16 protein-coding genes are annotated in these 18,115 nt (G+C 45.7%); 10 read left to right on the top strand and 6 right to left on the bottom strand.

Translation table 11 applies throughout. The annotated features are described in order from the left end of the window. Positions 1–92: 92 nt before the first annotated feature. Positions 93–722: an MBL fold metallo-hydrolase gene (locus RIG27_RS21190; protein ID WP_446348434.1), complete on the bottom strand. Its 630-nt coding sequence runs from the start codon at positions 720–722 to the stop codon at positions 93–95. A 249-nt stretch (positions 723–971) separates the two neighbouring features. On the opposite strand from RIG27_RS21190, the gene RIG27_RS21185 reads away from it, so the two are divergent. The 3 genes from RIG27_RS21185 to trmFO all read left to right on the top strand — a co-directional run bounded on the left by RIG27_RS21185 (position 972) and on the right by trmFO (position 4,507). Next, a complete protein-coding gene (locus tag RIG27_RS21185; protein WP_446348432.1) occupies positions 972–2,195 on the top strand; it encodes a site-2 protease family protein in 1,224 nt (407 codons plus the stop codon). A 261-nt stretch (positions 2,196–2,456) separates the two neighbouring features. Beyond that, complete coding sequence (locus RIG27_RS21180; protein WP_446348430.1) at positions 2,457–3,014, top strand: FHA domain-containing protein; 558 nt, start codon at positions 2,457–2,459, stop codon at positions 3,012–3,014. Positions 3,015–3,148: 134 nt separating this feature from the next. Beyond that, positions 3,149–4,507 (top strand): FADH(2)-oxidizing methylenetetrahydrofolate--tRNA-(uracil(54)-C(5))-methyltransferase TrmFO, encoded by a 1,359-nt coding sequence (trmFO, locus tag RIG27_RS21175; RefSeq protein WP_446348428.1) that lies wholly within the window; start codon positions 3,149–3,151, stop codon positions 4,505–4,507. 382 nt (positions 4,508–4,889) lie between these two features. Here the strand turns inward: trmFO and RIG27_RS21170 are convergent, their stop codons facing one another. From RIG27_RS21170 to RIG27_RS21160, 3 genes are all read right to left on the bottom strand, one after another. After that, positions 4,890–6,035, bottom strand: coding sequence for a YbjN domain-containing protein (locus RIG27_RS21170; RefSeq protein ID WP_446348426.1), 1,146 nt, complete (start codon positions 6,033–6,035; stop codon positions 4,890–4,892). 194 nt (positions 6,036–6,229) lie between these two features. Next, complete coding sequence (locus RIG27_RS21165) at positions 6,230–6,724, bottom strand: hypothetical protein (RefSeq protein WP_446348424.1); 495 nt, start codon at positions 6,722–6,724, stop codon at positions 6,230–6,232. A gap of 14 nt (positions 6,725–6,738) precedes the next feature. After that, the gene (locus RIG27_RS21160; protein WP_446348422.1) at positions 6,739–12,033 is read right to left on the bottom strand and encodes an eCIS core domain-containing protein; all 5,295 of its coding nucleotides are present in this window, start codon (positions 12,031–12,033) and stop codon (positions 6,739–6,741) included. A 499-nt stretch (positions 12,034–12,532) separates the two neighbouring features. Between RIG27_RS21160 and RIG27_RS21155 the strand changes: the two genes are divergently transcribed. From RIG27_RS21155 to RIG27_RS21125, 7 genes are all read left to right on the top strand, one after another. Next, positions 12,533–12,793 (top strand): hypothetical protein, encoded by a 261-nt coding sequence (locus RIG27_RS21155; protein WP_446348464.1) that lies wholly within the window; start codon positions 12,533–12,535, stop codon positions 12,791–12,793. A 449-nt stretch (positions 12,794–13,242) separates the two neighbouring features. Further along, positions 13,243–14,793: a lysine--tRNA ligase gene (gene lysS, locus RIG27_RS21150; RefSeq protein ID WP_446348420.1), complete on the top strand. Its 1,551-nt coding sequence runs from the start codon at positions 13,243–13,245 to the stop codon at positions 14,791–14,793. 220 nt (positions 14,794–15,013) lie between these two features. Next, entirely contained in the window at positions 15,014–15,229 is a 216-nt protein-coding gene (locus RIG27_RS21145; RefSeq protein ID WP_446348418.1) for a hypothetical protein, read from the top strand. 3 nt (positions 15,230–15,232) lie between these two features. Further along, positions 15,233–15,604 (top strand): hypothetical protein, encoded by a 372-nt coding sequence (locus RIG27_RS21140; RefSeq protein WP_446348416.1) that lies wholly within the window; start codon positions 15,233–15,235, stop codon positions 15,602–15,604. Positions 15,605–15,741: 137 nt separating this feature from the next. Next, complete coding sequence (locus RIG27_RS21135; protein WP_446348414.1) at positions 15,742–16,350, top strand: Uma2 family endonuclease; 609 nt, start codon at positions 15,742–15,744, stop codon at positions 16,348–16,350. A 73-nt stretch (positions 16,351–16,423) separates the two neighbouring features. Beyond that, positions 16,424–16,738, top strand: coding sequence for a DUF433 domain-containing protein (locus tag RIG27_RS21130; RefSeq protein ID WP_446348412.1), 315 nt, complete (start codon positions 16,424–16,426; stop codon positions 16,736–16,738). Further along, positions 16,739–17,071 (top strand): DUF5615 family PIN-like protein, encoded by a 333-nt coding sequence (locus RIG27_RS21125; RefSeq protein WP_446348410.1) that lies wholly within the window; start codon positions 16,739–16,741, stop codon positions 17,069–17,071. Between the two features lie 88 nt (positions 17,072–17,159). Here RIG27_RS21125 and RIG27_RS21120 read toward each other — a convergent pair whose 3' ends face one another. After that, the gene (locus RIG27_RS21120) at positions 17,160–17,453 is read right to left on the bottom strand and encodes a hypothetical protein (protein WP_446348408.1); all 294 of its coding nucleotides are present in this window, start codon (positions 17,451–17,453) and stop codon (positions 17,160–17,162) included. Then, positions 17,407–17,694 carry a BrnT family toxin gene (locus tag RIG27_RS21115; RefSeq protein WP_446348406.1) on the bottom strand — a complete coding sequence of 96 codons (288 nt, stop codon included), beginning with the start codon at positions 17,692–17,694 and terminating at the stop codon, positions 17,407–17,409. The genes RIG27_RS21120 and RIG27_RS21115 overlap by 47 nt, the downstream gene beginning before the upstream one ends. Between the last annotated feature and the right edge of the window lie 421 nt (positions 17,695–18,115).

The raw sequence follows: 18,115 nt of genomic DNA, 5'->3' as shown, positions 1-18,115 counted from the left end.
ACTGATCCGAGCCGTCAAAATTTAGTCGGGGCGGGTTTAGTGACATCGGGGTGAGGGAAGAAACGATAATAGTGAAACCCGCCCCTACACAATCAAACTAAGTCAATCTGAGACAACCGTTGATAAGCCTGATCGATCGCGCCTTTCCCTCGCAGCGCCCCGGTGTTTGCCCCCGGGCAAATATAACTCAAGGTGTCTGGTGTAAAGCGATCGAGGAGAAACTGGAGGCTGCGAAGTTGTCGTTGCCAGTGAAATGTTTTTGACACTCGTAACGGCACAGGTTCTCCCTCTGGGTTCGGTAGCAAATGGCGTCCAGAAAATAATACGCCCCCTTCCTGGTTGTGGTAAAGGCAAGCGGAACCCGGAGAATGACCCGGTGTCCATAAGGCAGTACAGCGCTCAGAAATTGTCAACTCTCGCTGAAAGGGGGTAACTTGGGCGCTCTTTAGCAGGTAGGCTTCTTGTTCTTGAATCGCCAGCTTACAGCCAAAGGCTTCCTGAATCTCCTGGGCTTTGCCAATACCACCGCGATGGGTAATGAACAGACAGGAGACACCGCCGTGATCCCGCAAAAATTGGTGAGTGCCATCATTCCAAGCTGGACAATCAATCAACACCCCAGTCCCATTCTCTACAATGAAATAAGCTGTACCTCCTAAGGTGTCACGATTGGGTGGAAATGCGAAAATAGAATCAAGGATTAGGCGTGGGGATTTGAACACAGTAGCTTTTAGATTGGGCGACGATCTGGAACGAAAAACACGATGATTCGTTTGATACAAATCAGGTTGCACAATACGGATTGGTCTGTAATCATTAGCCACTTGGACTAATCAGACTCATCTGGGTCAAGATTTTGCTTTTATTACGAATGGGTATATCTGTACATCATGGAACTCTGGTTACTCCTAATTTTACTTGTTTTCATTGCCTACTTTATTGGCAGGTACTCGGTTACCAGGATGAACCGGATGCCGACACCCTCTCAAAACTCAGCGACTGGATCAACCGTTTCACAGGCGGCTGAAAAGTTAGGGCTGCGTCCAATAACCAAGCAGGAAGAAACGGAACTGCGAAATTGTTTTCCTTGGGGGGTTTACTATCTCCAAAATCTGGAGTATCGTCCCCAAGCGGTTTTATGTCGGGGTAAACTCCGTACCAATCCGGATGCGGCGTACAAAACAGTACGGAAGAATGTTGAGGCAGAATTTGGCGATCGCTTCTTTGTGATTTTCCAGGAAAGCTTCAGTGGGAAACCCTTCTTTGCCCTGGTTCCCAACCCCTACACCCAGTCTAGAGGGAAACGGTTGCAGGACGAGTTAACCCGACCGGGGTTAGCATTAGCCCTCTTGGTGATTACCTTGTTTACCACAACTGTGGTGGGTGCCACTCAGATTGCCGGACTTTCTCCCGAACAAGTGCAATCCAACCCAGAGGCGTTAGTGAGAGGATTGCCCTATGCCTTAGCCCTGATGGCAATTTTAGGGGTTCACGAACTCGGTCATTACCTCGTCGCGATGTATTACAAAATGCGGACGACTCTCCCCTACTTTATTCCTATACCCTTTTTCTTAGGTACCTTTGGCGCATTTATCCAGATGCGATCGCCTGTACCTAATCGCAAAGCCTTATTTGACGTAGGAATTGCCGGTCCGGTGGCGGGGTTACTGGTTGCCCTTCCCCTTCTATTCTGGGGGTTAGCCCATTCTAGTCCGGTTCCGTTAACAGAGGAATCGGGATTGGTGAATATCCAATCCTTAGATCCGCGTTTTTCCCTATTGCTGTCAGTCCTCAGCAAATGGGCATTAGGTAGTCAATTCATGCCAGATATGGCAATCAACCTGCATCCCGTCGCTGTGGCTGGGTATATTGGGTTAGTCGTCACGGCGTTTAATTTAATGCCCGTCGGTCAACTGGATGGCGGTCATGTTATCCACGCTATGTTTGGACAGAGAACTGGTGCAGCCATTGGTCAATTGAGTCGCTTATTGATGTTGGTTTTGGCATTTCTACAACCCGATTTGCTCCTGTGGGCGATTATATTAATCTTGCTACCCGTTGTCGATGAACCCGCGTTGAACGATGTTTCAGAATTGGATAACTGGCGCGATTTTGCTGGATTGCTAGCGCTGACTGTTTTGGTCAGTATTCTCTTACCCGTTCCGGGAACCCTATCTCAATGGTTGAATTTTTAGGCGTCGCCAGTCCTGTAGTTTTCGATATAGCATGAAAGAAACACAATCTTATTTCTTCTGCTCTCTAGAGTGTTCTCCGGGGACGCCTAATGTAGAGTAGCTGCAAATCCTAACCTGCTAAAATAGCTGTTGTCCCCCTTGTCTCCCCTATCTCCCTTGTCCCGAAGCGTTGCGATCGCCCAATGGTTAAACTAGATCAAACCACTGTGGGTTATTCGCTTGTCGTTGTTACCGCCTTCGGTAAACCCAAGGATAAAAAAAATGTCTCAAACTGAAACTTCTCAATTCCATCAACCTGTAAATAACAGCACCCCCAAGGACTCAAATCAGTCTTCAGAGGCTTCAGATGCTCAAGACAGGCATCTATTGCTGGTGGAAGATGATAAAGGACGCCGAGTCTTTCAGTTAGAAGCCCAAGTCTATTCGATTGGTCGAGATCCGAGTTGCGATATCCGCTTGTTCTCCATGTTTGTCTCTCGCCAACACGCAACGTTACGACGGATGACACTCGATGACGGTTCCTACCGTTACCAAATTGTCGATGGAAATCTCCAAGGTCAACGTAGCACCAATAAAATCTCGATTAATGGTCGCCCAATTAGTAGTTATGAACTTAAAGATGGCGATCGAGTCATGTTCGGCGGTAATGCAGGCGTGAAGGCGGAATACTACCGACAGAAGGAAGATAACAAGAGTGGACCGCTCGACCCTTATGATGTTACTCTAATTGACCCCAGCACGTTAGCCAACGATGAGGATGAGTTAAAACAAGGTAACAGTACAGCAAGGAAAAAAGATAAAAATCCTAACCCTAGGTAATGTTTAGACTAACCGAACCCGTAACTTTTATCGGCGCTAGTCAGTCGTAAAACGCTTACTCTATCAAATCCGTTTAGGGGTTTGTTATTATTTGTCATTTGCCACTGGGCAGTAGAGGTGACAACAAAAAAATTATGGAACAACAGACAATTCAGGTAATTGGTGGTGGATTAGCGGGTACGGAAGCCGCATGGCAGATTGCTCAAGCGGGAGTGTCTGTGGTACTCCATGAGATGCGCCCAGTGCAGATGAGTCCCGCCCATCATACCGGAGAATTAGCAGAATTGGTCTGTAGTAATTCCTTTGGGGCGCTATCTAGCGATCGCGCGGCGGGGTTGTTGCATGAAGAGTTACGCCGTCTGGATTCTATTGTTATCGCGAAAGCGGATAACCATGCCGTGCCGGCTGGGGGGGCGTTGGCGGTAGATCGGGGGGTATTTAGCCACGATTTGACCGAAACCCTTGCGAGTCATCCCTTGATTGAGTTACGGCGGGGGGAAGTGCCACAAATTCCCCCAGATGGGGTTGTGGTGCTGACAACAGGTCCTTTGACTAGTTCAGCTTTAGCAGCAGACTTGCAGCGCTTCACCGGGATGGACTATTTCAGTTTCTTTGATGCTGCGTCGCCGATTGTCGTCGGGGAGTCGATTAATCAAGATATTGCGTTTATGGCGTCCCGATACGACAAGGGAGAAGCAGCTTATCTGAATTGTCCCATGAATCGGGAGGAATATTTACGGTTTTGGCAGGAATTGTGTCAGGCGGAAAAAGCCGAATTAAAGGATTTTGAGCAAGAAACGGCAAAGTTCTTTGAAGGCTGTTTACCGATTGAAGAAATGGCGCGACGGGGGGAAGATACGATGCGCTATGGTCCCCTAAAGCCTGTGGGATTATTTGATCGCCGTCAGGGAGATTTTCGCGCCCCAGAAAATCAGAGTAAACGTCCCTATGCGGTGGTACAGTTACGCCAAGAAGATAAGGCGGGTCAGTTGTGGAACATGGTTGGGTTTCAGACAAACTTGCGTTGGGGCGAACAGAAGCGAGTTTTTCGGTTAATTCCAGGATTGGAAAATGCCGAGTTTGTGCGGATGGGGGTGATGCATCGCAATACCTTCATTAATTCGCCAGAATTGCTGTATCCCACGCTACAGTTTAAAAATCGTCCAACCCTGTTAGCGGCGGGTCAATTGATGGGAACGGAAGGGTATACAGCCGCATCGGCTGGGGGGTGGTTAGCGGGGACAAATGCAGCGCGGTTGGTGTTGGGATTGGAACCGATTACGTTACCGCCAACGACGATGATGGGGGCGTTATTTGAGTTTATTAGTTCAGCGTCACCCAAACACTTTCAACCCATGCCACCCAATTTTGGTATTTTACCGCCCTTAGCAGTGCGGATTAAAGGGAAAAAAGAGCGGTATGGGGCGTATCGCGATCGCGCTTTAGCTGATTTGCAGAGTTGGCGGCAGAAATGCCAAGTATCGGCGGCTTGATTCAGACCAAATTATGCCAAATGCAAAGAAATATTATATCTATATCCGTAGGTATGACTTGATGTTACCATCACAATAATAATTCATTGACTGGGCAACTATCAGAACCACTATTTACACAAAACGCAAACGAGAAAAAAATACTTTTATCTTCTTCGACAGCCTTATAAATGGCATCAAACGTGTGGTAAATGTGGCCAATTTTAGCCTGTTCTTGAAGGGACTTTTCTGAAAACCCTTCACGGGAAGTAATTATGTTGAAAGTCAAGCAAGCCCTAAATACACGCCTAGCGACCTGCTATAAATGTCTGGGAGACAAATGTCTGGGAGACAAGGGAAATTCGGCAAAACCTTTCATAATAAGTGTATCCGCGATCGCGGATTACTGCTTTTCGATTTGGGCAATCGCCTCTTCTGGTGATGCATCTCCCTGAATCACAGACTTGATTCCTGGTAGATATTGATCCATCATTGCCACGTTGGTGTCAACTAAGCGCTTCAGTTGAGGAAATGTGAGTGTTGACCCTTCAACGTCAATGCTGGTTTTGTAGGCAATTTCCCCTTCAGCAAAATTTAACTCAAAATTGCCAATAACCATACCATAATTAGCTCTAGCGATGAATTCCCCTAAGGTTCGACGCTTGGATTTTGGGACTGTAACTGGGCAAATTGAGTAAAAGACGAATTGCTGTTCTTGTTCTCTAGCTCTAGCGTAGCAAGTAAATTGACCATTTTTCCCCTGGAATCCCATTTGTAATACAGGTTGTCCTTTTATCTGGTAAAAAGACCAGTCGTCCTGTTTGAAAAAATTGACCATTTCTTCAAAAATCTGGATGCTGGAGGGTTCAGATTCGGTGATAGTGTTAGGTACTTGCTTTTCTAGAGCATCCAGACTGACATCAGCTAATTCATCGAAGAAATTGGTTATGCCCTCAAGCAACTGAGAAGTGGTTTTCTGTGTCACTTCCGATAGATTTGCCTCTGTCCAATCTTTGAAGAAGGTAGTAATTGCTTCGGCAATTTCTTCGCTTGAACCGGAAGTCGTGGCTTGAGCAAGGGCGGCTGGACTAATATAATCCCAGAGGGTACGGTAGCCTATCTCGCCTGATTCCTGTAGCTGTTTGACGGATAGGGCTAACCAACTCTCAGTAGAAAGTAACGGGTTATCGGGTTGTTCTTGACTGAGATTTAGGATATAGGTGGCAGCTTCATCAATGGTTGTAGTGTGTCCTACTAGGCGAGGCAGCAAATCGGGTTTTAAAATAGTTTCGATTTGGATGTCGGGTTCGGGGAGGAAGTCTCCAGCCGATAGGGGGTTACGCACTTCCGGCTTAAGATTGAATAGTGCTTCTGTATCGATGCGCTGGTAGAGTTGGGGGTTAACTTGGAAGGTGAGACGACATTCAATGAGTTCGTTGTCTTGGGTGGTTAGGGCTAGGGTGACGGCGTGGATGGGTAGGGGGGATGGAGTGCGATCGTGTAGAGTTAAATCACTGTTTAGGTAACAATGTTCAGTTTTAGTAGTCATGTGTGACATCTATTTGATGCAAACGCTTTGCTAGAACTGCATTGAGGCTTTTATCCTGTTCGGTTTTGGCAAAAAATAAAATAATTGACAAAATAGTTATTTTATTATCTAGAAAAATACAATCTTCACCTGTTAGATCATTTTGCTATTCTCTTCTGTTTTCTCTGCACCATACCCTGTCTATACTTACAGTATTAATTTTCGATTTCTTGAATTGCTTTGCATGGATCTAATCCAAGCAATACAATTTTTTGAAAAGTAGGAGTATATGTTTTTGCCATTAACAGAGCACCCGAAATTAGTTGAGCAATATCTTTTGTGCCAACGCTATTAGAAGGCACTATAAGTACACTTCTGTATCTAGTTTCCCCAGTCTCCAAATCCATCTCAAAACAACCAGGTAACAATCCATAATTTGCCAAGGCAATTGCTCTTACTAGTAAATCTATATTCTTCAAGGTTTCTAATTCAGGAATGTTCAAGATAGCGTATAGTACAAAAAGTGGCATATCAGGATCAAGTACAAGTGCCAGATGCTTTACTAGCTCATCCTCTGAGAAGCCAATGTTATATATCCAGCTACCAGAATCAAAAGGGTAAAAGTCACCCTCTGGCTGTAACTCAGAACAAACGGCTTTGGCTTGAGCCATCAGTGATTCAAGTGAAGGTGAAAGTTGATAATCGTTCATGTTAGTCTTAATGCCTATATCTCCGTAATTTCCCATTCAATAAATTCATTTTTATCTTGAGTAATAACGAAAGGAACGCCTGGAACTCCCCATTTCTCAAGAAATTTTGGTATATATTGATCTATCTTACTTTGAATAGACTTTCCTGTTTCTTGTATCATCTCATGATCAACCTTATCTCCTATAGAAGAGTTGACTGCCTGCTCTCCAATTCTAAGGTTCTTAGGCTCATTGTAGGCTTTTCTAACAAGAGTAAGAATCCCACGATGTACTGACTTTTTAGTTTTTTGGGCTTTTATATCAAATTTATCAAGAATTTTCACGGACTCATCAATAGTTAACTCTGGGTGGAAGGCTTGCTGATAGTGTTTTTGCATATCAGCGAAGGAGATTATATGTCTTCTACCATACTTCTTCTTGGTTTTAATTTTTCCTGTTTTTATATCCACAGTTGAACGTGATCCGCCCTGCTTGACAAACTCCTTTGCAAGTTCTATTTTAGTTCCTTTGTGCCATCGCATCTTTGTACGTGGAATGTCAATCTTTCCAATTTTCCGTGGTGCTGCTGGTTGTGTTCCCTTCTGTGTTGCTCTGGCAATGTAGTTATAATCCCAAGTGTCAGATCCATCAATTACTGTAATTGACTGGAAAACTGGATGATTTGCTGTTACATTGGCGGCGACTTTCTCAGCACCCTCTTGTGATATCTTACCTTCGTGTAGATGATCTTTCTCTTCTCCCTGTATTGCAGCTAATCCTTCCCTAATCTTCTGGTCATCACCTTCCTCACCAAAAAGTTCCAATAGCTGCTTGAGTACATCCGCTAGAATCTCTTCCGCCGCCTCCGTCTGATTATCCGCCTGTTCTGCCTCATTAATAGCTGCCTCATCCGCTGAGTTTTGCTTCGCCTCCTCCATTTCTTTAGCCGTTTTTTGGGCTTTCTGCTCAGTTGTACCCAGATGCTGACGAGCAGTACCCAACAACGATTGAGCCTGTGGACGCTTCTCTTCTGGCAGAGAATCCAGCTTTCCTTGCCACTCATTCAGCTTCGCCTCAACAGAAGTCGGGGTACTAGCAACCATGACAGTAGTTGAGGTGCCCTGAGTGTTTATCCACAGACGATGGCTCTCACCTCCACCACTGAAGTTAACGGTTTTACCAACTTCACTATCCTCAAGCTGCTCACCCTCATTTTCACCTTGGTTCTCACCCTCTTTCTTGCCCTTACCCTTATCCTTACCAAATCCAAGCTTCTTACCAATCTTCTTGGCAAACTTCACCGCTTGAGCAATCAACCAACCAATCGCCTTATCAATCGGCTCTTTCACCTTCTGAATGATTTCCTGAATCTTCTTACTAATACCACCTAAGCCCAACAGACTCGCCATGAAGCTAATTACTACAGGTAACGCCTTAGACAAAGCATTCTCAATGAGCTTTCCGACTCCACCAACTGCCCCATTGGCAATAGCTGTTACCGACTCCATCACCGCGTTCACCAAGTCCACAATCTGGCTACCACGCTCAATGAAGAACATGATGATGTCGTAAATCATCTTACAGGCTTTAGCAAATGCTGAGGCTGGGTTCAACAAGCTAATCACCCACAGCACACCCTGCTTAATCACACTCTCAATCACAAAATTCTGGATGGTATCAATTACCATCACTTTCAGGTCACCAATCTTATCCTGAATGAACTGCCACAGACCCGCTAATCCTTCATTCTTCAAGATAACGAAGATTTCAAAGGTCTTTTCTAACCTATTGAACATCTTCTCTCCGTTCTTACCCAGAGCCTTGATTGTCCGTGATTTAATTGAGTCATACGCTAACCCCAGCACCTGCATCACTAACGTAAAAATGCCCTTGAGGTCAAAGGTTTCTGGCATTTGAATACCAGCTTTTGCTATCGTACCCGTCAGCCACCCCAGTAACCCTTTCTTGAGATGCTGCCAAATATTGCCGACAAAGCTTTCAAACCCTTGCTTAATCCCAGAAACCAAATTCCCTAAGAACTTAATCGGGTCTAAAATAATCTTGTCTATTGCACCACCAGCTTTTGCCAAGACACCCATCAGCATATCTTGCAACTGCATGATGGTTTCAACAGTACCAACGATGGCATCTTTAGCCTTATCTTTTAAGCCCTTATTTTCTTCTTTCCGCTTCTCAATGTCGGCATCAAGCTCTTGCAGGTTATCACGATATTTCTGTGCCAGGGAGTCAATTAACTCATCCTGCTTACTATTAACACTCTCTTCTAACTGATCAAACTTCCCTTGAATAGTCTGTGCGGCTTCCTGTCCAACTTTCCGGAGATTATCCGGCAAATCCGCAACAAATTCCTGAATTTTCTGCTTGCCCTCAGCAATTTTTTGTTTTGCCTCATTCAGTTTTTGGGCAACAAAATTAGCAATGTCGGTCAGAGTGCCATCCATTGACTTGAGATACCGTTCTCGCCCATCGACAAAGAATTGATTGACCTCTGGTGGCAACCCATGCCAACTATCACTAACTCGCTCATCCCATCCAGTTACGTCATACCATTCACCATAGCGTTCATCCTCCCACGCCTCCATTTTCTGGTCAACGTAATTCTCAAATATCTGCTTGGCAGTTGCAGCCCCCGCATCAAACTTCTTGGTTACTTCTTCATCTATATTACTGAGAACGTCTTCAACATTTTTCTTCGTATCTTGATAGATACCATTAATATGGTTAGCAATTTTAGTTCGTTCTTGAGTATCCTTACCCTGAGTTTCACTCTGAGCGCCCATTACCTGATTCAACAGTTGTGAACGCTCACCATGCATTCCCTGGAGCTGGGTTTGGCTCGTCGTTTGTGCTTCCGCTTCAGCCTTATTGATAGTGGCTTTTTCATCCCGACTATAGGTTTGTGGCGCTTCTTTAGCGTGGGTTTGTGCTTCTTTCTTCGCACTTAGCGCTTCCACAAACTGTGGTTCATTTGATTTTTCCAGTGTCTCTTCCGGGACTTTCGCCTTGGCTAACTCGTCATCTAGTTCTTGACTATTTGCCTCAAAGGGTGCGGATACCTCAGCATCAGGTTTCGGCTTCGGTGCAGCTTTCTCGGCATTAATATCAGTTGGCGCAGCACCCGCCTCTGGCGGCTGCATTGGCGTGACAGGTTTCGGTTCAACACCACTGGTATCAGGAGCGGCTTTGGTTTTCTCCTCAATCGGACCTGCTGCTTTTTTCTGCTCATCAGTCACCTGTGAGGAGACATCCTGCCTCACCGAATCAAGCTGATTACTCTCCTTAAATTTTTTGGCATCTTCTTCGTTATCGGGAATAATCGGACCAATTTTTTCCATCAGCTTTGCCTTGAAAGCCTTCGCATTAAAAGCTCCAGGCTGCTGCTGGTTCATTTCCCCAACTTGTTTGTCTTGCGCCTTACTTTCTAAATCATTTGCAGGGGGTTCAGCGCCGTCTTGGGCTTCTTTGGATTCAGCCTCGGCAGGATCATGCTGTTTTTCTTTGTCAGCTACTCCCTTTGTCTTATTAACCACTCCCTTAAATGCGGGATCTTCTTCTGGGGAACTGGGAGATTTTGCTCCACCGCCGCCTGGGGTAGCTGATGCCCCACCTGCTCCAGCCGCTTGTTGAGTTCCGCCTTGTGGTGCAGGGGCTTTACCTGCCGCTTCTGGGATGGCAGGTGCTGCTGTCCCCCCACCTGCATTGGCTACCTGAGGAGTGGCTGGAGCCATGTCACCACCTGATTCTGGCGCGGCTGACGCTGGTGCGGGAGTGGGTGGTGCTGGCTGGAGTTTATTCTCTTTTACTTTTTGTTCTTGGGGATTTTCTTTTCGTTGGATTTTCAGTTGTGTCGGAAAACCGGATACCAAACGTTCTTGTGTCTGTAACTTATTTCCCTTTGTCGCAACTTGGCTATCGGTTTTCGCCTGAACTTGACTGCCATTTTGCTGAACAACATGAGTTAATTCATGCGCCAATAATTCCTGTCCTGGCTGATTATCGGGTTGATATTCTCCCTGTTTAAAGAAGATATCTGTACCTGTGGTAAATGCCTTAGCCTGGATTGACTCATTCAGTTTGTTCGACTTACTATCGGTGTGAACGTGAACTTGACTAAAATCCGCCCCGAACGCCTGCTCCATTGGCTGGCGTATTTTATTGGAAATTGGCTGTCCGCTTCCCCGTTTCTGTTGAATCTCTTGCTCTAGATTCGGTGCAGCCTCGACTTCACTAGCATCCGATGATTTTGGTGTACCTTTCTTCTGAACCGTTTCTGTATTTGTTTGAGTTTGATTCAATACAGGATTGACTGGCTTAACAGGCGACTGAATCCGCTGCGGCTGTACGAATTCGCCAGTTTTAAAAGCATTGAGTTGATTTAATTTGGGGTGAGAGGCGGGTTGAATTTGCTGAGAAGAGGAATTTGTGAACTTGCCTAGATTAACCTGTCTCTGAAGCGAGGATGACGGTGTACCTGGAACGTTTACCGGAATTTCGAGTAAATTGTGATTATCTTCTGATTTTTCTGTATCTTGATCAGGTGTGTCTGGTGTGTCAGATTGGCGTTGAACGGTATTAGGTTCACTCAATGATATCTCATCTTCTTCAGCGTCTGGTAGTTCCTGTCGCTGGATAGTTTCATCTTCTTCCTGCAACTCTTGTTCAGCTTCTGGCTCAACTTTTTCTTCAGTTTCAACTGACTGCGGTTGAATCGAATTGCCTAATCCCCTGAATTTAACTTGTCTTTGTATAGAAGATGGCGATGTACCCGGAGCGTTGATGGGGAGTTCTAGGAAATTACGAGCAGGTTGTTGCGCTTTCGCCTGGATTTCAGTATCTTCTTCTGGATTTTCACCGCTGTTTACCTGGGGTTCAGGGATTTCCTCGGCTTCACTGTCGGATATTTCCTGACGCTGGATAGTATCATCTGATGCTGAACCATCGGAGGCGGCTGCTAAAGAAATCTCGTCGCGCTCTTTCGTCTCTTCTTGATCTTGCTCATCTAATGCATCTGCTTGAATGTCTACAGCATCGGCGGCTGGCGTTGTCGGCTGATTCGTCACCTCACCGGATTTTGACGGACTTGGATTGGCGACGGCTGTAGTATTTGGAGCTTGAATCGGAATATTGTGGGAGTTGTAACCTAGCTGGGAGATTTGATCAGCTTGCTGTTTGAGCTGTAGTTTTTCCTGTTGCGATAAAGGTGGTGGTAAGGCTTTGACACGACGCCTCTGGATCTTGAAGGGATTCGGCACAGGTGTCGAATTGGGCTTAGAGAAGCCTTTTTTCCAGAGGTGTTCGTGAGAAGACATTGCCGACTGCCCCAACGATGGCGGTGATTCTGCTTCAGAATTCCCTTATTCTATCCGCTTATGGCTGAAAATTAACACAATTGTGATCAAATTTATGCTGTCAACTGAATAAGTTTTGTTAAACTGACTTGAATTAGTACACATATACCATTAGATCGTGAGGCTTCTCGCAGATAAAGCTAAACTTCCTGCAATTTCTGGGAATCTTGAATATTTGATGTATGTTTAGTGTCCTTACGCTGGGATTTGGGGGTAGCGTTGACGGTGGGACGATTTGCGCCGTCAATGTGGCAACATGGGCTGAATCCCATGAAGTTGACAGGACTCTTTAGCCAAATTATGGATGATAGAGTTTCGCTCGTCTCGACAAGCCACACCCGCTTGTGAGAGTTTCATGCATCTGCATCTGGGGATTGACGCCCAAGGATTACGTTCAAATTTAGCCTGTCACCATATTGTGGCACGTATAATTAAACATGAAAAACGACACAAAAAAAATATGCTAGCTTTACCTAAATTGCACAACCTACCAAATAGTTTCCCTGTTGAAGGAGCGGTTCGTATTGAATTGGTTGAAGGAATTCCTCTATTTCGGGCATCCATTACTGTTCAAGAACGTATTGACACACTATTAGAGAAACAACAAAAATTACCCCTCAATACTGAAGAAGAACAAGAACTAGATTTATATGAAGAAATTGATGACTATCTCAGTTTTGTAAATCGGACTGTTCGCAATCTTTATTTAACCCAAAATTAATCCAATTTATAAAAAATGCCTTTTATTATGGTAGGGACACGATATTATCGTGCCCCTACAGGTAGCTTGAAGAGTCAACCTCCTTCTCTTACCCCACACCCCACACCCCACACCCCACACCCCACACCCCACACCCCACACCCCACACCCCACACCCCACACTCTGTCTCCTTTTTCGCTATCTTACCCGCCCCTTGATGTCATTAATATTCGTGCGGCGGACAAAGCTGTAGGGCGACATCCACCACCAGGCGATCCAATTCAGTCAGAAAATTGATAGCACTTGCCATCTGAAGCGATCGCGTATTCTAGATTTACCGCGTTCGGTTACAGCAGGGCGAGAATCCGGTTATTCGGTGCGATCGCGTGAGGCTCCGGTTATCTGTTCTGTCGAATGTTAAGATAGATTTCCGATATCCTACAAGATTAGCATCGAGCAGTTCCCTACTATGTCCCCTGAGCAGTCCCCACCCGATCGCCAAAACACTCTGGAAGAAATTCGTGCTACCCGCTTGGAGAAAGTCCAACAGCTTAAAGCGTTGGGAATTGAGCCGTATGCCTATCACTGGCAGTCTACTCACCACGCGACTGAACTGCAAGAGAAATTCGCGGATCTAGGGAATGGTGAAGAAGTTGATTTTGAAGTCGCGATCGCAGGTCGTATTTTAGCCCGTCGTGTCTTTGGCAAGTTAGCATTCTTCAATCTCCAAGACGAAACTGGAACGATTCAACTGTATCTCGACAAAAAGCGGATTACCGCAACCATGACAGATGTACCAAATCCGTTCACCCCTCTCAAGCAACTCACGGATATTGGCGACATTTTAGGCGTCAAGGGGACAATTAAGCGCACGGATAAAGGGGAACTCTCCGTCTATGTCAGTGAATATGCTATCCTGACCAAATCCCTCTTACCCTTACCCGATAAGTGGCATGGTCTCACCGATACCGAAAAGCGCTATCGTCAGCGTTATGTGGACTTAATGGTAAATCCCACTGTTCGGGAAACCTTCCGCCGCCGTGCCAAAATTACCGCTGCCATTCGCCGCTATTTAGAGGATCGCGACTTTATCGAAATTGAAACCCCTGTTTTTAGTACAGAAGCCGGAGGTGCAGAAGCCCGCCCCTTTATCACGTATCACAATACTCTAGAGATGGAGTTGTATCTGCGAATAGCCACAGAACTCCACTTGAAACGGTTAATTGTTGGCGGATTTGAAAAGGTATTTGAGTTGGGGCGAATTTTCCGGAATGAGGGAATTTCCACGCGCCACAATCCCGAATTTACCTCAATTGAGGTGTACCAGGCTTACGCCGACTACAACGACATGATGACGTTGACGGAAAATTTAATAACTACCGTCACTCAAGAGAGTTTGACAACGTTAGAAATTACCTATCAAGGTGAAACAATTGATTTCACACCGCCTTGGCGTCGAGTCACGATGCATGAGTTAGTGCAAGAGGTGACCGGGTTAGATTTTAATCAATTTCAGACCTTAGATGAAGCAAAAGTCGCTGCCAATAAAGTGGGGATTGAAGGGGTAGAAGACTGTCCATCATTGGGGAAACTGCTCAACGAATGCTTTGAGCAAAAATGTGAAGAAACCCTGATTCAGCCGACATTTATTGTTGATTTCCCCCTAGAAATTTCTCCCTTGGCTAAACCCCATCGTTCTAAGCCAGGATTAGTGGAACGTTTTGAGTTATTTATCGCTGGGCGAGAAACTGCTAATAGCTTTTCTGAATTAACTGATCCGATTGATCAACGGGAACGTTTAGAGGCACAAGCTGCACGGAAAGCGGCTGGAGACTTGGAAGCCCAAGGGGTTGATGAAGACTTTCTGGCGGCGTTAGAGTACGGAATGCCACCAACCGGGGGGTTAGGAATTGGGATTGACCGTTTGGTGATGTTATTAACGGATTCGGCGAGTATTCGGGATGTGATTGCCTTTCCGTTGCTCAAGAGTAGCAGCCGCGATGGTTCTCCTGCACCCTGAGTGAGCGCTAAAAACGGTAATCTAATACCAAGTTGCGTTCCATCATGTTACCAAGTCGTGTTCTATCATGTCATTCTGAGCGAAGCGAAGAATCTGGACAGATACTTCGCTACACGGAGCCTGTCCTCTTTCCGAAGTGAAGGATTTCGCGAACCATGACAGATTCTACCTTAGACGGCAACTTGGTATAAACTAACTTACAATGAAGTATCAATGACCAATGACCAGAAGCCCACGGTACGACCCGGATGAGAACGTCTCACGGCATGGCGCAACTGACCCTGACAAGTGTGAGGACATGGCTGATAAGTACGGCTGGAACCTTGTCAGGATTGAGGAAACTGGCGATCCGATGCTTGAGGTTAACTGTGTTTTTGAGGGCGAAACCCAGTTCCCGCCTAGTCCCTACGAACCAAAACATGAGAGGGAGAAATAACTTGTGAAGAGATGGATTGTTTTCAAAACTGAATCAGCTTCATCGAAGGGGTGGAAGGAGCGCAAGTTGCAACCTGCTGGACACTTAACCCGAATGCTGGCTGAGTATTTGGATTGTTCTGACAAGGCATTGCCAGAACCAGGCGATCGCCCGCGTGAGTTTGCCCGCTTTGAAGAGTCGGTTGATCCGAACTTTCCGGATGCTAGCACTCATGTTCGTTGGTCTGACTGGGAAGTGAGTCGGGTTGAGCGGTTCAAGTCGGTTGAGTCGGCTGAGTATGATGAGATTGTTGTGTGTTATTGCCGCTACTCACCGATTGAGCCGGAGTGGAAAGAGTTACCTAAAATTGGCGTTTTGCAAGAGGGTAAACTTTAACTCTTTGCTATTTAACTGCTCATTGGTAAGTGCGATCGCTCTTTGAGTGTGCCAGAGGTGTCTGAAACAGAGTTCCGCAATGCTCTGCTAAAGTTGGGGAAAAGCCTACCGAACTAGATGCTCCGAAGGGGGCGATCATGACTGTAACGACTAAGAAGCTAACCTTTGAAGAGTATCTGACCTACTCAGACGGGACTGATACCCGCTATGAGTTGGTGAACGGGGAATTAGTAGCAATGAGTATTGGCACCGGGCAACATGGAGAAATCATTGACTTTCTCTATCGGCAAATCGATGCTGAGATCGGGCGTAGCGGACGCGACTGGATTGTTAGACCCGTGGCGATTGGTGTGCGATCGCCTCGTGCTGGCAAGTGGGATACCTCTCGCATTCCCGATTTGACTATTATTCCTAGCCAGCAGTGGCGCGAATTAAGAACCCGTGAGGCTGTTATTGAACTCAACGAACCCCCTCCGATTTTAGTGATAGAAGTCGTTAGCGAATCGACAAAGACCGCCGATTATCGGGCTAAGCGGGTTGAGTACAACGTTTTAAACATTCCAGAATACTGGGTCGTTGACCCACTGACATCAAAGGTTACAATTTTTACTCTGGTTGAGGAACTGTATGAAGGTAGGGAGTTCGTTGGTGCTGAGCAGATTGTTTCAGGCACTTTCCCAGAGTTGACTCTGACAAGTGAGCAGATTATTTGGGCTGGGGCAATTCCTAGCAATGAAGAAAACTAATGAAAGTTACACAATAGCTCTGCTCACTCAGACTTGTTATTCTAGGCTTCAGTAGGGTTTCAAAACCAATGCCATGACATCAGGAGTAATTTATCCTCATATCGAGAAAGCGGAAGGTCAACCCGCACGGTTAAAGCGAATACCGCGTGTGCGTGTCGCTCAGATTGTCATGGATTATTTGGCTTATGGGTGGTCAGTGGAAGAAATGTGCCGACAGCATCCTTATCTGACACTATCAGAAGCTCATGCAGCGATGGTATATTACTTCGATCGCCAAGATGAGATTGATAGTGAGATTCGCATGGAATGGGAGCAAGCACAACAGGCAAAATCTCAAGCATCACCTTCTCCTTTCTTTGTGCGGATGAAGGCAAGAGGGTTATTGTAAGTGGCGATCGCACTCTACATGGATGTTCATGTACCTCAAGCTATTACAGATCAATTGCGTCGTCGTGGTGTAGATGTTCTCACTGCAATTGAAGACAATTCAGCAGAGTTAACTGATGAGGCGCTTTTGGAACACGCTAGTTCACTCGGTCGAGTTTTATTTACTCAAGATATCCGCTTTAAAGCATTAGCTGAAAATTGGCAGCGTCAGGAACGACCTTTTGCAGGGTTGATATTTGGACATCAGTTAGGGGGTACGATTGGGCAATTTGTCAAAGATTTGGAACTTATTGCTCTCGCTTCAGAACCTGATGAATGGCTTAATTTCAATTAACTCTTTTATTAATTCTTTATCAAAAGAGTTATAATCGACACCATCTCCATCAGTTAAGAGCGATCGCATCCTGTTTATACAGCCACTATTAAGTTGATTTCTGCACAGAAGCTTCGTGTAGCTTGTTGGCTTCTGCATAGATTCGTAATGCCACAGCCATCTGCTGTCGGGCAGTTTCACCTTGTGCTTGGAACCAAGCAAAAGTTTCGGGATCTATGGGTACTGTAACTGTCACAAACGATTCGGGAATACGCCATTGCGCCTTACCAAAAAACTCCTCTGACAACGGTGCAATATCAGAGGTATCAATATCCTCATCGTTCATAGCATCAACTCTAGTCCAGTCGGTTTTTGAGGTATTGCTCATAGCGTTTTCGTTCATAAGATAATGCTTTTCGTAGTGAAATGATGCGAGTTGTTTTGTCGTCAGGCTCGGTGTATACAACAACTACAACTCGTCCATCTAGTAGCCCAATACCAATCCATCGATCTTCGCCATAGTCTTCTCGCTCATCGAGGGCGATAAGCACTGGTAGATCAAAGACACGAGGGGCATCAGCGAAGTCAAAACCATGTTTAGCAATGTTAATCTCGTTCTTGCGCTCGTCCCACTCGAAATTCATGGATTCAATTTAACACACGTCATGACTTAGTATCCCCTCTAATCGACAACGAAAGGTTTTAAGCAAAAAATCTCTTAGCTGATCGCACTATCCTCCTCGAAGTCCATTCCCCCAAAGCTGAAGCAGTACGAGAAGCGATCGCCCCCATAAGCTACGATAAATCCAAAGACCGACAGAGAGAAAACCGTTCCGAAAAACCTATACAGGACTATGCACACCTAAGCATATCTGGACTTGCGTCGGAACGTGCAGACTGAGACTCACCGTAGTCTGCGTTAGACGGGTCACGACACCTTGATATGAACGCCAGTATCAGGCTCTGTCGAGTTCAGTTAAGCAATCAGTGAACAGGTTTATAGCTGTAGTGCTGAAGAGAGTAAAAAGCCCGTTTAACATTGTCGAGGCAAACTTTACTTAGTAA

Origin of the sequence: Coleofasciculus sp. F4-SAH-05 (assembly GCF_040222985.1) — a bacterium.
Classification (GTDB): Bacteria; Cyanobacteriota; Cyanobacteriia; order Cyanobacteriales; family Coleofasciculaceae; genus Coleofasciculus; species Coleofasciculus chthonoplastes.
The sequence above is the reverse complement of the archived record's forward strand: the minus strand, read 5'-3'. Positions and strand labels throughout refer to the sequence as shown.

Bases quoted from the DNA above. Each gene is read 5' to 3' on its own strand.
- RIG27_RS21185 (WP_446348432.1), top strand. From the start codon at position 972: ATGCCGACACCCTCTCAAAACTCAGCGACTGGATCAACCGTTTCACAG.
- RIG27_RS21180 (WP_446348430.1), top strand. From the start codon at position 2,457: ATGTCTCAAACTGAAACTTCTCAATTCCATCAACCTGTAAATAACAGC.
- trmFO (WP_446348428.1), top strand. From the start codon at position 3,149: ATGGAACAACAGACAATTCAGGTAATTGGTGGTGGATTAGCGGGTACG.
- RIG27_RS21170 (WP_446348426.1), bottom strand. From the start codon at position 6,035: ATGACTACTAAAACTGAACATTGTTACCTAAACAGTGATTTAACTCTA.
- RIG27_RS21165 (WP_446348424.1), bottom strand. From the start codon at position 6,724: ATGAACGATTATCAACTTTCACCTTCACTTGAATCACTGATGGCTCAA.
- RIG27_RS21160 (WP_446348422.1), bottom strand. From the start codon at position 12,033: ATGTCTTCTCACGAACACCTCTGGAAAAAAGGCTTCTCTAAGCCCAAT.
- RIG27_RS21155 (WP_446348464.1), top strand. From the start codon at position 12,533: ATGCTAGCTTTACCTAAATTGCACAACCTACCAAATAGTTTCCCTGTT.
- lysS (WP_446348420.1), top strand. From the start codon at position 13,243: ATGTCCCCTGAGCAGTCCCCACCCGATCGCCAAAACACTCTGGAAGAA.
- RIG27_RS21145 (WP_446348418.1), top strand. From the start codon at position 15,014: ATGACCAGAAGCCCACGGTACGACCCGGATGAGAACGTCTCACGGCAT.
- RIG27_RS21135 (WP_446348414.1), top strand. From the start codon at position 15,742: ATGACTGTAACGACTAAGAAGCTAACCTTTGAAGAGTATCTGACCTAC.
- RIG27_RS21130 (WP_446348412.1), top strand. From the start codon at position 16,424: ATGACATCAGGAGTAATTTATCCTCATATCGAGAAAGCGGAAGGTCAA.
- RIG27_RS21120 (WP_446348408.1), bottom strand. From the start codon at position 17,453: ATGAACGAAAACGCTATGAGCAATACCTCAAAAACCGACTGGACTAGA.
- RIG27_RS21115 (WP_446348406.1), bottom strand. From the start codon at position 17,694: ATGAATTTCGAGTGGGACGAGCGCAAGAACGAGATTAACATTGCTAAA.